Annotated in this window: 15 protein-coding genes and 1 other RNA gene; 11 read left to right on the plus strand and 5 right to left on the minus strand. The window is 38.8% G+C overall.

Going from position 1 to position 13,884, the window contains the following annotated elements; genetic code table 11:
* Nucleotide 1 precedes the first annotated feature (1 nt).
* From rseP to lpxA, 6 genes are read left to right on the plus strand one after another with little or no spacing between them, the layout of a single operon-like run.
* Nucleotides 2-1,357 carry an RIP metalloprotease RseP gene (gene rseP, locus AC4MC0_RS06320; protein WP_491882444.1) on the plus strand — a complete coding sequence of 452 codons (1,356 nt, stop codon included), beginning with the start codon at nt 2-4 and terminating at the stop codon, nt 1,355-1,357.
* Nucleotides 1,358-1,402: 45 nt separating this feature from the next.
* Nucleotides 1,403-3,901, plus strand: a complete 2,499-nt coding sequence (bamA, locus tag AC4MC0_RS06325) for an outer membrane protein assembly factor BamA (RefSeq protein ID WP_491887378.1) — start codon at nt 1,403-1,405, stop codon at nt 3,899-3,901.
* Nucleotides 3,902-3,934: 33 nt separating this feature from the next.
* Entirely contained in the window at nt 3,935-4,429 is a 495-nt protein-coding gene (locus AC4MC0_RS06330) for an OmpH/Skp family outer membrane protein (RefSeq protein WP_335999099.1), read from the plus strand.
* 3 nt (nt 4,430-4,432) lie between these two features.
* Entirely contained in the window at nt 4,433-5,500 is a 1,068-nt protein-coding gene (gene lpxD / locus AC4MC0_RS06335; RefSeq protein WP_491887379.1) for a UDP-3-O-(3-hydroxymyristoyl)glucosamine N-acyltransferase, read from the plus strand.
* Nucleotides 5,501-5,507: 7 nt separating this feature from the next.
* Nucleotides 5,508-5,993, plus strand: a complete 486-nt coding sequence (fabZ, locus tag AC4MC0_RS06340; RefSeq protein WP_010326983.1) for a 3-hydroxyacyl-ACP dehydratase FabZ — start codon at nt 5,508-5,510, stop codon at nt 5,991-5,993.
* Nucleotides 5,990-6,778, plus strand: coding sequence for an acyl-ACP--UDP-N-acetylglucosamine O-acyltransferase (gene lpxA / locus AC4MC0_RS06345; RefSeq protein ID WP_125273303.1), 789 nt, complete (start codon nt 5,990-5,992; stop codon nt 6,776-6,778). Before fabZ ends, lpxA begins: the two co-directional genes overlap by 4 nt.
* 58 nt (nt 6,779-6,836) lie before the next feature.
* Here lpxA and AC4MC0_RS06350 read toward each other — a convergent pair whose 3' ends face one another.
* Entirely contained in the window at nt 6,837-7,682 is an 846-nt protein-coding gene (locus AC4MC0_RS06350; RefSeq protein WP_491887380.1) for a YbgF trimerization domain-containing protein, read from the minus strand.
* 274 nt (nt 7,683-7,956) lie between these two features.
* Between AC4MC0_RS06350 and ffs the strand changes: the two genes are divergently transcribed.
* From ffs to AC4MC0_RS06365, 3 genes are all read left to right on the plus strand, one after another.
* Nucleotides 7,957-8,053, plus strand: an RNA gene (ffs, locus tag AC4MC0_RS06355) — signal recognition particle sRNA small type.
* A gap of 131 nt (nt 8,054-8,184) precedes the next feature.
* Nucleotides 8,185-8,586: a hypothetical protein gene (locus AC4MC0_RS06360; RefSeq protein ID WP_491887381.1), complete on the plus strand. Its 402-nt coding sequence runs from the start codon at nt 8,185-8,187 to the stop codon at nt 8,584-8,586.
* Nucleotides 8,587-8,664: 78 nt separating this feature from the next.
* Nucleotides 8,665-9,315, plus strand: a complete 651-nt coding sequence (locus AC4MC0_RS06365; RefSeq protein ID WP_491887382.1) for a hypothetical protein — start codon at nt 8,665-8,667, stop codon at nt 9,313-9,315.
* A gap of 110 nt (nt 9,316-9,425) precedes the next feature.
* On the opposite strand, the gene AC4MC0_RS06370 is transcribed toward AC4MC0_RS06365, so the two are convergent.
* The 4 genes from AC4MC0_RS06370 to AC4MC0_RS06385 all read right to left on the minus strand — a co-directional run bounded on the left by AC4MC0_RS06370 (nt 9,426) and on the right by AC4MC0_RS06385 (nt 12,409).
* Nucleotides 9,426-10,031: a regulatory protein RecX gene (locus AC4MC0_RS06370; RefSeq protein ID WP_062033105.1), complete on the minus strand. Its 606-nt coding sequence runs from the start codon at nt 10,029-10,031 to the stop codon at nt 9,426-9,428.
* 109 nt (nt 10,032-10,140) lie between these two features.
* Nucleotides 10,141-11,184 (minus strand): recombinase RecA, encoded by a 1,044-nt coding sequence (gene recA / locus AC4MC0_RS06375; protein WP_005401034.1) that lies wholly within the window; start codon nt 11,182-11,184, stop codon nt 10,141-10,143.
* Nucleotides 11,185-11,298: 114 nt separating this feature from the next.
* Nucleotides 11,299-11,742 carry an RNA-binding S4 domain-containing protein gene (locus AC4MC0_RS06380; RefSeq protein ID WP_004696588.1) on the minus strand — a complete coding sequence of 148 codons (444 nt, stop codon included), beginning with the start codon at nt 11,740-11,742 and terminating at the stop codon, nt 11,299-11,301.
* Nucleotides 11,735-12,409: an HAD-IA family hydrolase gene (locus tag AC4MC0_RS06385; protein WP_004696591.1), complete on the minus strand. Its 675-nt coding sequence runs from the start codon at nt 12,407-12,409 to the stop codon at nt 11,735-11,737. The genes AC4MC0_RS06380 and AC4MC0_RS06385 overlap by 8 nt, the downstream gene beginning before the upstream one ends.
* A gap of 663 nt (nt 12,410-13,072) precedes the next feature.
* On the opposite strand from AC4MC0_RS06385, the gene AC4MC0_RS06390 reads away from it, so the two are divergent.
* Both AC4MC0_RS06390 and AC4MC0_RS06395 read left to right on the plus strand, forming a co-directional pair.
* The gene (locus AC4MC0_RS06390; protein ID WP_004696593.1) at nt 13,073-13,318 is read left to right on the plus strand and encodes a hypothetical protein; all 246 of its coding nucleotides are present in this window, start codon (nt 13,073-13,075) and stop codon (nt 13,316-13,318) included.
* Nucleotides 13,319-13,637: 319 nt separating this feature from the next.
* Nucleotides 13,638-13,883: a hypothetical protein gene (locus AC4MC0_RS06395; protein ID WP_491887383.1), complete on the plus strand. Its 246-nt coding sequence runs from the start codon at nt 13,638-13,640 to the stop codon at nt 13,881-13,883.
* Nucleotide 13,884 lies beyond the last annotated feature (1 nt).

Genomic DNA, 13,884 nt, shown 5'->3' on the forward strand with positions numbered 1-13,884 from the left:
CATGAGCGCCTTGTTTATGATTGTTGCGGCAATTTTGCTTTTAGGCCCACTTATTGCAATACATGAGTTTGGGCACTATTTTGTTGCGCGTAAATTGGGCGTAAAAGTTTTAGTTTATTCCATTGGTTTTGGACCAACGGTTTTAAAGTGGACGTCTAAAAAGTCTGGTATTCAATATCAGCTTTCAGCATTGCCCTTAGGGGGGTATGTCAAAATGCTGGATGAGCGTGAAGGCGATGTTGCTGAAGAGGATGTGCCCAAAGCATTTAATCGTCAATCACCTTGGAAGCGTATCGCAATTGTTGCGGCTGGCCCATTGATTAACTTGGTATTTGCAATCTTTCTGTTTTGGATTTTGTTTTTGCCTGCACAAGAGCAGTTGAATACACGTGTGGGTAAAGTGCTACCTAATACATCTGCAGCACAAGTTCAAATGCAAGTGGGCGATAAAATTACCGCTGTTGATGGCTTAACGACACCCACTTGGGAAAAGTTGAATTTTGCCTTGGTTGATCGTGTAGGTGAAACGGGATCAATCCAAATTCAGGCCGAACGTGCGGGACAAGTTAAGACATTTAGTTTGCCTATTCAAAACTTCTTGAAAGATCAAACACAGTCTCCGCTTGATGTTCTGGGTTTTACGCCTTATCGACCTAAAATTCCTGCGGTCGTGACTAAGTTGAGCGAAGATGGCGCAGCCATTCGTCAGGGTATGCAACAAGGTGACAAAATTGTCGCGATTGATGGCATCAAGATGAATGATTGGTTTGATGTGGTACAAGTGGTTCAAGCTTCACCTGAGAAATTGTTAAAAATTGATGTGCTTCGCCAAAATCAATTGGTACAACTTGAAGTGATGCCACAAGGTAAACGCGACAATATGGGCAAGGTTTCTGGTGTCTTAGGTGTACAAAGTGACCCTGGGAAAATCAGTATTCCTACAGAATATAAACAAACGATACAATATAATCCTGCCGAAGCCTTCATGATGGCGGTGGATAAAACCGGTCAACTGTCGAGTATGATTTTGAACTCGATTGTGAAAATGGTGCGCGGTTTGATTGGTCTAGACAACCTATCAGGACCGATCACGATTGCCAAAGTCGCAGGACAAAGTGCGGAAATGGGTTGGCAAACTTTTATCTCATTTATGGCACTGATGAGTGTAAGTTTAGGGATATTAAATTTATTGCCTATTCCTATGCTTGATGGTGGACATTTGGTCTATTATTTTATAGAACTAATACGTGGTAAACCTGTTTCTGAACAAATACAATTGGTTGGTTTAAAAATTGGTATGGTATTGCTCGGAAGTATGATGCTTTTGGCACTATTCAATGATTTTATGCGTTTGTAAAAAAGCGTAGATACGGAATTAAATTTTACATCGGAAAAAACTGGCATGCAGCACACACATTTATTTATGCCTTTGGCGCTCATCAGTGCTATGGCAACAGTACAACAAGTATATGCAGCAGAAGATTATATAGTACGTGATATTAAGGTTGATGGACTTGTTCGTTTAACGCCAGCAAATGTCTATGGAATGATTCCGTTGAATAGTGGGGATCGTGTGAGCGATGCAGCACTTGCCAATGCCATTCGTAGTTTATATGCAACAGGTTTGTTTGATGACATTAAAACAGAAAAGCAGGGTGATACGCTGGTTTTCAAAGTTGTCGAACGCCCACTAATTTCTAAAGTTGAATTTAAAGGTAATAAACTCATTCCTAAAGAGGCCTTAGAAGAAGGCTTGAAGAAGATGGGGATTACCGAAGGTGAAGTGCTGAAAAAATCAGCGCTACAAATGGTTGAGTCTGAGCTTGAACAGCAGTACATGCAGCAAGGTCGTTATGATGCTGATGTAAAAGTTGTGACAACAGCGAAGCCGAACAACCGTGTAGACCTTACTATTGAGTTTGTTGAAGGTAAGGCTGCAAAAGTTGTAGATATCAATATTATTGGTAATACCGTATTTAAAGAAAGCGAAATTGAACAAGCGTTTGCGGTAAAAGAAAGTGGTTGGACGTCCATTATTTCACGTAGTGACCGTTATGCACGTGAAAAGATGGCTGCAAGCTTAGAGTCTTTACGTGCGCTTTATTTAAACAAAGGCTATATCAACTTTAATATTAATCACTCAAGCTTAAATTTAAGTGAAGATAAAAAGAATATTTTTGTTGAAGTTTCAGTGGATGAAGGCGAACAGTTTAAATTTGGCGAAACCAAATTTTTGGGCGATGCTTTATACACCCCAGCAGAGCTGAAAGCTTTACAAATTTATAAAGATGGCGATATCTATTCACAAGAAAAAGTGAATGCGGTTAAGCAGTTGCTTCTGCGTAAATACGGTAATGCAGGTTATTACTATGCAGAAGTGAACGTCGTACCTCAGATTGATAAAGAAACTCATCTGGTGGATTTAAATTATTATGTGAATCCAGGCCAGCAAGTGACTGTGCGTCGTATTAACTTTACTGGCAACACGAAAACTGCGGATGAAGTATTACGTCGTGAAATGCGCCAAATGGAAGGTGCGCTGGCAAGTAATGAGAAAATTGATTTATCGAAAGTTCGTTTAGAGCGTACAGGTTTCTTTAAAACTGTAGATATCAAGCCTGCACGTGTTCCGAACACAGCCGATCAGGTTGATTTAAACATTAATGTTGAAGAGCAGCACTCAGGTACCAGTACCTTAGCAGTTGGTTTCTCGCAAAGCGGTGGTGTAACCTTCCAAGCGGGTTTAAGTCAAACCAATTTCATGGGTACAGGTAACTCAGTTGCAATTGATTTATCCCGCTCAGAAACGCAAGACTATTATAACCTAAGTGTGACGGATCCATACTTTACGATTGATGGTGTACGTCGTGGTTATAACATGTACTACCGTAAAACCAAGTTGGATGAAGACTATAACGTCAACAACTATGTGACGGATAGTTTTGGTGGGGGTATCAATTTCGGTTATCCAATTGATGAAAACCAAAGCGTCAGTGCGGGTTTAAACATCGACCAAACTGAAGTAACCACAGGTCCATATGTATCGACCTATGTACGTGATTACTTGCTGGCGCATGGTGGTAAAGCTACTGCAACATCTACTTATTGTTTAGATGAAAATATTCCAGTAGGAGAGACTTGTGCTAATCCATCGGCACCGTTTGGTTCTGAGTTTACTGGAGACTTCTTAACGTATAACTTAAACTTGGGTTGGTCATATAACACCTTAAACCGTCCAGTATTCCCTACATCAGGGATGTCGCACCGTGTGAATGGCGAAATTGCATTGCCAGGCAGTGATGTTGAATATCAAAAACTGACTTATGATGCTCAGGCGTACTTCCCACTTGCGAAAGACTTTGTGTTACGAGGCTACGGTAAGTTGGGCTATGGTAATGACTTACCATTCTATAAAAACTTCTATGCAGGTGGTTTTGGTTCGGTACGTGGTTATGATAACAGTACCTTAGGTCCAAAATACCCAGGTGTGACTTATAGTGAATCAAGATCTAAAGATTATGATTTTGAGGAAGTAGGTGGTAACGCACTGATCCAATTTGGTACAGAATTGGCTTTACCTTTACCATTTAAAGGGGACTGGACGCGTCAGGTTCGCCCAGTTATCTTTGCTGAAGGTGCGCAAGTATTTGATACACAGTGTGATGTTCCATCTGGTCAATTATATATGACTGGAAGTAAAACTGATGCTGGTGTGGATGCGAAGCAATACTGTAAAGACAACTTCGGTTTCGAGCTTGATAACATGCGCTATAGCGTGGGTGTAGGCTTTACTTGGATTACGATGATTGGTCCATTGTCTCTCAGCTATGCATATCCATTGAATGATAAAGAAGGCGACGAGACAAAGAACATTCAATTTGAAATCGGTCGTACCTTCTAAGGTCGACCTTTTCTCTACATGAAAGATATAAATATGAAAAAACTTCTTACAGCTTTAACACTTACAGCATTAACTTCTACAGTGGTGAATGCTGCTGGCTATGGTGTGGTGGATCTTGAGCGTGTTGTTGAAAATAGCACCTATTTAAAACAACAAAATTCGAGTTTTCAACAAAAAATTCAACCGCAAAGCACCAAGCTTGATCAACTCAGTAAAGAGCTTCAAGACTTACAACAGCGTTTACAAACAGGTGATAAGCTGAGCGCTGCGGATAAGCAAAAAATGGTGACTCAGTACCAAACCAAAATGAATGAGTTCAATACTTTACAACAAACCATGCAAAGCAGTGTGCAAAGCTCTATTCAGCAAGTACGTACTGTATTTGATGGTCGTGTAAAGCAAGTTGCTGAACAATTGCGTAAAGAAAATCAATTAGATGTTGTTTTGAATAAAAACTCAGCACTTGCCTATGACGCTAAGTATGATTTAACTGATAAAATGATTCAAAAGGTTAACGCAATTAAGTAATCAATGAATCCTCAACAGTACCGCTTAGAAGATCTTGCTCGTTTAGTCCAAGGTGAGTGTGTAGGTCAAGCTGATTTAATCCTTAAGGGATTAGCAAGTCTAGATTCGGCAGAATCTAGACATCTTGCATTTGTAAATGGTGAAAAGTATTTAGAGCAAGCACTGCAGTCTAAAGCTGGTGCATTCATTGTTACAGCTGATCTGAAAGATCTCTTGGTTGAACATCAAAACTTTATTGTTGTTGCCAATCCTTATTTAGCCTTTGCGATTTTGACCCATGCTTTTGAGGTTAAACACACTGAGCAGGGCATTGAAAGCACTGCACAGATACATCCTTCTGCAATCATCTCAGATACTGCTTATATTGGTCATTATGTAGTCATTGGTGAAAATTGCGTTGTTGGCGATGATACGATTATCCATTCCCATGTCAGCATACATGATGGTGTTGAAATTGGCCGCGGTGGTTTAATTGAATCACATGTAAATCTGATGTCATGCAAAATTGGTGATCGTGTCCGTATTCATGCCAATACTGTGATTGGTAGTGAAGGTTTTGGTTTTGCCCCTTATCAAGGGAAATGGCATCGAATTGCTCAATTGGGTTCGGTCATCATCGGTAATGATGTACGGATTGGTTCAAATTGTAGTATTGATCGCGGTGCATTGGATGACACAATTTTGGAAGATGGTGTCATTATTGATAACCTTGTGCAAATCGCCCATAACGCTAAAATTGGTGCCAATTCTGCTTTTGCTGCCAATACCGCAATTGCGGGTAGTACAACCATTGGCAAAAATTGCATCGTAGGTGGTGGGTCTGCAATTGCAGGGCACCTAAATATTGTTGATAATGTCACTTTAACTGGAATGTCAATGGTCACAAATAATATTTCTGTGGCTGGAACGTATTCTTCAGGAATTGGACTGTTTGAAAATCAAAAGTGGAAACGCACCGTTGTTCGTTTAAGACAATTAGCAGATGTGCCATTGACCCAAATGGTAAAAAAACTTGATCATATGCAGGCTCAAATCGAGTCCCTTGAATCAACAATTAAATTGCGTAAATAGAAATATGATGACTGAGTCGAATTCTACTAGTTTCACGAAACCTGAATTGCCAATGACGATTCAAACTATTCGTGAGTACTTACCCCACCGCTATCCTTTTTTATTGGTCGATCGTGTTGTTGATGTGACTGAAAATGGAATTGTGGCGTATAAAAATGTGTCTATTAATGAAGAGTTCCTTCAAGGCCATTTCCCTAATTATCCAATTATGCCTGGTGTTTTGATTGTCGAAGCATTAGCACAAGTTTCAGGTATTCTTGGTTTCATCATGAACAATGAGAAACCAAGTGAAGGTTCTTTGTTCTTGTTCGCTGGTGCAGAGAAAGTTCGCTTTAAAAAGCAAGTCGTTGCAGGCGACCAATTGGTGTTAAAATCAGAATTGGTCATGCAGAAACGTGGTATTTACAAATATAATTGTATTGCCACCGTTGACGGTGTAGTAGCAGCATCTGCGGAAATTATGGTTTCGCATCAGAAAATAGAGCAATCATGAGCAATAACGAATTTATTCACCCAACAGCAATCATCGATGCATCTGCCGTGATTGCAGCAGATGCAAAGATTGGACCGTATTGTATTATTGGTCCAAATGTCACTATTGGTGCAGGTACGCAGTTACATTCGCATGTGGTGGTCGGTGGTTATACACGTATTGGAGAACACAATGAAATTTTCCAATTCGCAAGTGTGGGTGAGGTCTGCCAAGATCTAAAATATGCAGGCGAAGAAACCTGGTTAGAAATTGGTGACCATAATAAAATTCGTGAACATTGTAGTTTACACCGTGGCACGGTTCAGGATCACGGTATAACCAAGATTGGTAGCCATAATTTATTGATGGTGAATACGCATATTGCGCACGACTGCGTGGTCGGTGATCATAATATTTTTGCAAACAATGTCGGCGTGGCTGGTCATGTTCACGTAGGTGACTATGTGATTGTCGGCGGTAACTCGGGTATACACCAATTCTGTAAGATTGATTCTTATAGCATGATTGGTGGTGCATCATTGATTGTAAAAGATGTCCCTGCTTATGTGATGGTTTCTGGTAATCCTGCACATGCTTTTGCGATGAATGTTGAAGGCATGCGTCGTAAAGGTTGGTCTAAAAATGTGATTCAAGGTTTACGTACTGCATTTAAACTGATCTATAAAGAAGGTTTAACGACAGAGCAGGCTTTAGAACGTATCCGTGCAGAAATTTTGCCTGAAGTTGCTGAAGCACAGTTGCTCATTGACTCGTTAGAACAGTCAGAGCGTGGCATTGTGCGTTAAGCTTATTCCAAAGATAAAAAAGACACTTCGCGTGTCTTTTTTTATATCTATAGGAAAATTATTTCTTAAAGAAAGAGGCTTCTTCAGACTTAGGATATTGCTTAAGGAGTTTGGCTTTGTATTGGTTGGCCTGAGTCGAGTTTTTATCCACTTCTTTTGCAATATTATAGAGTTGATAGACTGCTCGAGGCGCACGCGAAGAGTTTGGGTATTGGTTTGCCACAATCCCGTAGTTCTTTTTCGCTTCTGCATAGTTGGTAGGTTCAATCGCTAAATTAAATTCCGCTAACCAGAAATATGCATTGCTGATGTAAACACTGTTGGGGTTGTTTTTAATAAAATTTTGCATGGGTGCAATCGCTTTCTTCGCACCACCTTGCTTATAGGCATCCAATGCGACAGTATACGCGGCTTTTTCTAGCTCAGATGGCTCTGATGTGTTTTGCGTACTGACCACTACAGGTGCTTTGTTTACTGCGACCGTGGTTGTGCTACTGCTGGCGTTGGTGATTGTGGTGTTACTGGGAGGAGTATCCTGTTGGTTATCCTCCGTTGTCTTGCTCGCTTCAGGGTCTACTTTTTGTTGAAGTAACTCTAAGCGTTGATCTAGGTCAGCGTAACGGTTTTCCAACTCATGTTTGAGTTGAGCGATCTCGTTGTCTTGCTCTTCAAGTTTACCGCGTAAGCTACGCAAATCATTTTCTAATTGTTGGTTCTTTTGCATGATTTGCCAATTAATATTGGTTGCTGTTGCACTCGCACCTGTGTCTACTGCGACGCTGGTTGGATTGACACTATTGTTCGTTGCTTGACTTAAGCCGCGAGATTCAATTGGAATATTGGCGAAAACAGGCGTTGTGCAAAGTAGGGTGAGGGCACATAGGCTATGCTTCTTTAGCATCATAAAATATCCGTGTTATAAGGCTTTGATGGGGAAAACATCAAACGAAATTCATTTACCCCATTAAAAACGGCAACGTTATGAATTGCAATAAGCTTTTACATTGTTGTCGTATATTTAGGTAAATGAATGTAGCCTAGTCGTTACCAATAATTGAGCGATTTTTCTTAAGTTTGTTTTATAAATAGTCAATTGAATGAAATGCTTATTGAAAAGTCGTTTATAGGCTTGCAACTTAGGGAAAAATCTCTATACTCTGTTCTTGCAATGGTAGCCCTGCCGGTTACTTCGCAATTGTACTCTACGAACCCCGCCAGGACCGGAAGGTAGCAACGGTAGTAGAAATATGATGTGCCGAAGGTTTGCTGGTAGGGTTGCCACCATATTTATAAATATATAAGAATAAAAATGAAAGATTACTATGGCATTGATGCAGGTCTAGTCGTAAGTATTGAATCACTCTAAGAAAGTGAAAAGTATTCTGCTTTTTCTTCTATTTTTTACAATGACCACTATTTTTATCTATTTCTCAATTCTATATTTTATTTCAAATGGTTTTTTAAATTATATTGCCATAGGCTTTGTTGTATCTTGTCTCTGTGTTTTATTCTGCATTTTTTATTTGTTGCTTGAAAGCATAAATACCGAAATTGTTTTTAATGAAGATCATCTTCTCTATCGTAAAGTTTTCACTGTTAAAAAAGTGCTATATAGTGAAATAAAAGGCTATGAAATTTTATCTTTTAGAAAAAGAAGTCGTTTGCTACTGATTGATCAGCATCATCAAATCGTTAATATTAGTTCAGATTTTGAGTCATATAAAAGAATTTGTAATATGTTCATGGCACATTTTGAAGATATTGAGGTTGTTAATAAACGAGAACAAGAACAAAATTTTATACAATAACATACAAAAAATATTTCCAGTGAACAGCAACACAAATATTTAAAATATGCATTAAGATTTAGAAAAATTTTAGATGTATTGACGGTTATTATTTTCTTTTTAGCCCCTATATTTGATTGGTCAGATCTTTTATTTCATGGTATGGCTTTGGTTTATCTATACCTTAGTTATCCAAAGCATCATAATTTTTATATTATTTATATGCAAAAGGCTAAAATCTCTACAGAAGTGCTGTCTTTTCTGATTATGCTTGTATGCAATTATTTATTTCTTAGGGGTATTATCCAGCATTACGATTTAGCTTTTTTATTTTATTCATTGATATGCATGAGCTTTCTATTATCCGCTCTATATATTGTATTTAAAAAGAAGTTTGCTCAGAAAATGAAGCGGCAAATGATCATGGTGATCGCACTTGCTATACCTGTTGTTGGTATTTATTCTGCGAGTTTGGTGCGTATTGTGAATAGCATAAATGATAATAGTATTTTAAGTTCTCAAGATGTGCAGATCGTAAATAAGGAGAAGAGCGAGGGTGTTTGGAGAGTAGGCGCGCGTCGTCATTCGCTTTCGCATTATTATTTAGATGTGCAGATGCCTAATGACAGGAACCAGAGGGTCGAGGTCAGATCGGGTGTGTACAATCATGCCAATATTGATGGCACCTATACCATGATCTTGCATCAAGGGAATTTAGGCATCACTTGGTCAGCTTATGAGCTGCAGTAAATCAGATTTTTAGCATTTAAGGTTTAATAGATGATAAGTCTGTTTACGTTTTCTTGATATAGCTAGATGATAGATCAATCATGTGTAGGGTAGTGCAGGTAAATAGCCGTTTAATCTTTAATTTTTCTCGAAATCGCTTTCATAATCGCATCCATTTCAAAGCCACGATACATTAAAAAACGGATTTGTTTGGCTTTTAGTTTTGGATCTGTTGCGACCTCAGTTCCATACTTTCTAACTTTGAGTTGATAGGCTTGTTCGACCCAATCTGTTTCTTTCAGTTCTTCTAAAATTAAACCAGTGTCAATCTTTTTGGTTTTTAGCGCCATTTTAATGCGATTAGGGCCTTTGCCTTTACGCTTTTGGCTCGATAAAGTGATCTCAGCTACTCGTTGATCACTCTGATAGTTTTGTGCTGAAAGCTCTTCAACCAGTGTAATCACTTCTTCACGGTGCATTGCCCATGTGGCCAATTTTTCAATCAATTCTGCTTTTGAATATTCCTTACGTGTTAATACAGCAAAGGCATAAGAACGTAGACGGGAACCTGTTAAACCTGTGGGTTTGGGCTGATTCTCTTCATCAAAATCTAAAGCATCATCAGTTTCTTGTGTTACCTGCGTGTGGCCGTATTGAGTAGCAGGGGATTCCTCCTCACCAAATTGTTGTTTGAGAGCATCATAGTCAAGGAGTTTGGGGAATTTTGAATTAGGCATAATCGGCTATGAAATAGATCTGAATAAACAAAACGCCCCGTAGGGCGTTTCTTAGTGTAAGCCTAAATGTCGTGTAATAACATTTAATCTTTTTAGATACTTTTAATAATTAAGCATCTAAAAAGTCTGGCTCTTCTTCATTCTCTTCTACAGGCGCAGCATTTGCAGTCGTCAGTAGTTTTTCTCGAATGATTTTCTCAATGGTTTCAGCCAACTGAGGGTTTTCTTCAAGGTGACGGATCACATTGTTTTTACCTTGACCAATTTTATCACCTTGGTATGAATACCAAGCACCTGCTTTTTGTACGATTTCTTGTTGAACAGCCAAGTCTACGAGTTCGCCCAAGTGGTTGACGCCTTTACCATATAAAATTTGGAAGAGCGCTTCACGGAATGGAGGTGCCATTTTGTTTTTGACAACTTTCACTTTGGTTTCAGAACCAACGATTTCATCGCCTTCTTTGACCTGACCTACGCGGCGAATGTCTAAACGCACAGACGCATAGAATTTCAACGCATTACCACCAGTCGTGGTTTCAGGGCTACCAAACATTACACCAATTTTCATACGAATTTGGTTAATGAAAATTACCATACAGTTTGAACGTTTTGCATTACCTGTAATTTTACGTAATGCTTGGCTCATTAAACGCGCTTGGAGGCCCATGTGCGAGTCGCCCATTTCGCCTTCAATTTCAGCACGTGGTGTCAATGCTGCAACAGAATCGACAACGATGAGGTCAATAGCACCAGAGCGAACCAGCATGTCTGCAATTTCAAGTGCTTGCTCACCATGGTCAGGCTGAGAAACCAGTAGATTGTCAATATCAACGCCAAGTTTACGCGCATACTGTGGGTCTAAAGCGTGTTCTGCATCGATAAATGCACATGTACCACCTGCTTTTTGACATTCGGCAATCGCTTGTAAAGTCATGGTTGTTTTACCTGAAGATTCAGGACCATAAATCTCAACGATACGACCCTTCGGTAAGCCGCCTATGCCTAGAGCAATATCAAGTGTCAAAGAACCCGTTGATACCGCTTCAACAGCTTGTACGGTGTTATCGCCAAGACGCATTACTGTGTTTTTACCAAACTGCTTTTCAATTTGGCTTAGCGCAGCATTGAGCGCCTTGCTTTTATTATCATCCATCTTACAACCTCAAAACGATGTCACGGATATTTACTGAATATGCTCAGTATAGTGACAGATTTAGTCTGTATCTTCTATAAAAGTCAGATCGTGTGCGACACAATATGACGCATGTCATTCATCATCATTATAAGACCAATATTGGTCAAATTGTTGATCATTTTCTTGTCTAAACTTACTGATATCGCGTCGGTCTTTTTTACTTGGACGATGATCAGGTCGAGCTAGATTATGCAACTTTCTTTGGCTTGCAATCAATTCCCGTCGTGTAATACTGACTTCAGTTTCTTCATATAATTTTTGTGCAACAGGAGCGGGGCCACGCACGTCAGAGAGTTCTTTGATCACTACGGTTTTCTTGTCAATACCTTGTTGTATGGTGAGTTCCATTCCAACCCGAACTTCTCTCGACACTTTGACACGTTCGCCATTGTGGTGAACTTTGCCACCCTCAATTGCATTTTTGGCAATGGAGCGCGTTTTAAAAAAACGTGCTGCCCATAACCATTTGTCAATGCGCATGCCGACAGCATCTTCAGCTAAAGTGGATTTACGCATATTTGGCCGTGACCTCAGCTTGCTCTAAATAAGGAATTAAATCGGTGAGCTGATTTAAGATCGGATAAGGGCCGGATGTCTTGCTTTGACCTAGTGATGAGGGTTGAGCAATGGTAAATAGGTTTTGAATACCATAACTTTCAGCACCTTTTAATACTTTTTCAGTGTCATCGATAAAGTAACACTGTGTGGCTGCAAAAGGATGGCGTTCATGGAGATGTTGCCAAAACTCAGTAAACTCCTTGGCATGACCGAGGGTTTCGCTGCTAATGATGACATCGAAATATGAGGCCAGCTTCGTGTGTTCGAGTTTGAACTTGAGTCCCTCACAGTCCGCATTGGTGGCAAGCCAGCAAGGGTAGCCGTTACTTTTTAAATAGTCGAGAAGTTCAAGACAGCCTTCACGTAGGCTAACTTTATGCTTAAATTCCTGCTGTAAGGCGAGTGTATCTACGCCGACTTTGGCTGTCCAAAAGCGCGTAGAATACCAATTGAGTGTGTGATTATGGGTTTGATAAAACTGAAACAGGGCCTGAGTACTTTGTTCTAAAGAGCACTGGTGTTGTTCAGCATAACGGATAGGAAGCTGATGATTCCAAATAAAATCATCATAGGCAAGATCCAGTAATGTACCGTCCATATCAAAAATGATAATTGGCTTTTCCACTCAAAAAATCTCCAATGTTTCAAAGTTCAGCAATGGCTATAGAAAACAGTTAGCAGCCGATCTAGCCATTTTACTTTATGCAAATATGGCGTAATTATAGCGTATAGCTGCATAAGATGACGGATTTGCATAGCCCATTGTCAAAAATTGAAGAATATGGGATCTCAATTTTTTAAGTAAGAGCATATAAGATGTGTTAATCGCACATTGATCCACAACAATATTGAACTTCAGCATAAGAAATGATTCACCTTATGGAGAAGGAAGAGTTTTTGTAAACATCCGATGAGAACACTTAGAGCTGTCATTATTATCGAAAACCTCTACTGTTGCTGCTGACCTAAATCAGCCATGGATTACAACGGACAGCATCATTGGTTTTGTCAGCTTTTCAGTACTACTTAGCTATTCGGCTCTCATGTCTATTTCATCAAATGTTCATTTTATATTGATACCATAAAAACCACCTGAGGGTAGTTTTTATGTTTGAAGCTAAAGTTAAACCACTTCAGCTGACAGAGAAAGATTCGTTGTATCCAGCGCAATAATGCAATAAAAGTAAGTTTTCTGACAAAAAATGAAAATAAAGTGGTTTTGCTGGTTATTTATACAAGAATCGGTTAAAAAAGATGTGGCGAATGAGAATAAAATAGAGAGGAATGGATGAGTGAGTTAAATTTAGATTTTTTAGATGAAACCTTAGATAAATATGAAGCAAAAGGTAAGAAAAAGGCCATTAAAAAAATCCGTATTGGTTATATGCTCTATGCAAAATTTATGTCGAATAAAAAATTTGCAGAAAATGTAATGAGTTCATCTTTAGATCCAAATAAGCGGACTTATCGCAATACCAAGATTAAAATTACGCATGATGAATATGAGTTAACCTTTTTACGTAATGATGATTAAGTATTCAATTGTGTTAAAAACCCTAAGGTTTCATTTATTTGAAATATTTGGGCTGTAAAGTGTGCGACATAAAGCAATGAAAATATAATGATTAGATGATGTTTGTGCAGTTAAGCCTGTTTATTTGGAGAGAGGTAAACAGGTTTTTTATTATAATAACTTTCTGGTCTGAGTGATTACAGACAAAAAGCCCGATTTGTTTTTATACTGATCGGGCTTTTATTTTTCTATTGAAATGAAAATAGTGAGAAAGATGATTTCTGACATCTTTTGATCATATTGTTCATGGATAATCTTTTTTATTTTGAGTTGCTTCGATATGTCAATTATTACTGCAAATGAACTAGACGATATTCTAAAAGAATTAGTTTCCAAAAATAAAAAGCCTGAAAAGATTATGATTGGTTATAAAGCATATAGCGAGCTTATGAATGATCGAAAGTTTTTGCAAGAAGTCGCTAGCTCGGCTATGGATCCGAATAAAAGAAAGTATCAAAAGATTAAGATCAAAGTCACACAGGATGAATATCAATTAGAAGTGAAGTGTTCAGATAAAAATGAGTAGG

The sequence above is a fragment of the Acinetobacter sp. CAU_H_S139_7 genome (genome assembly GCF_058599305.1).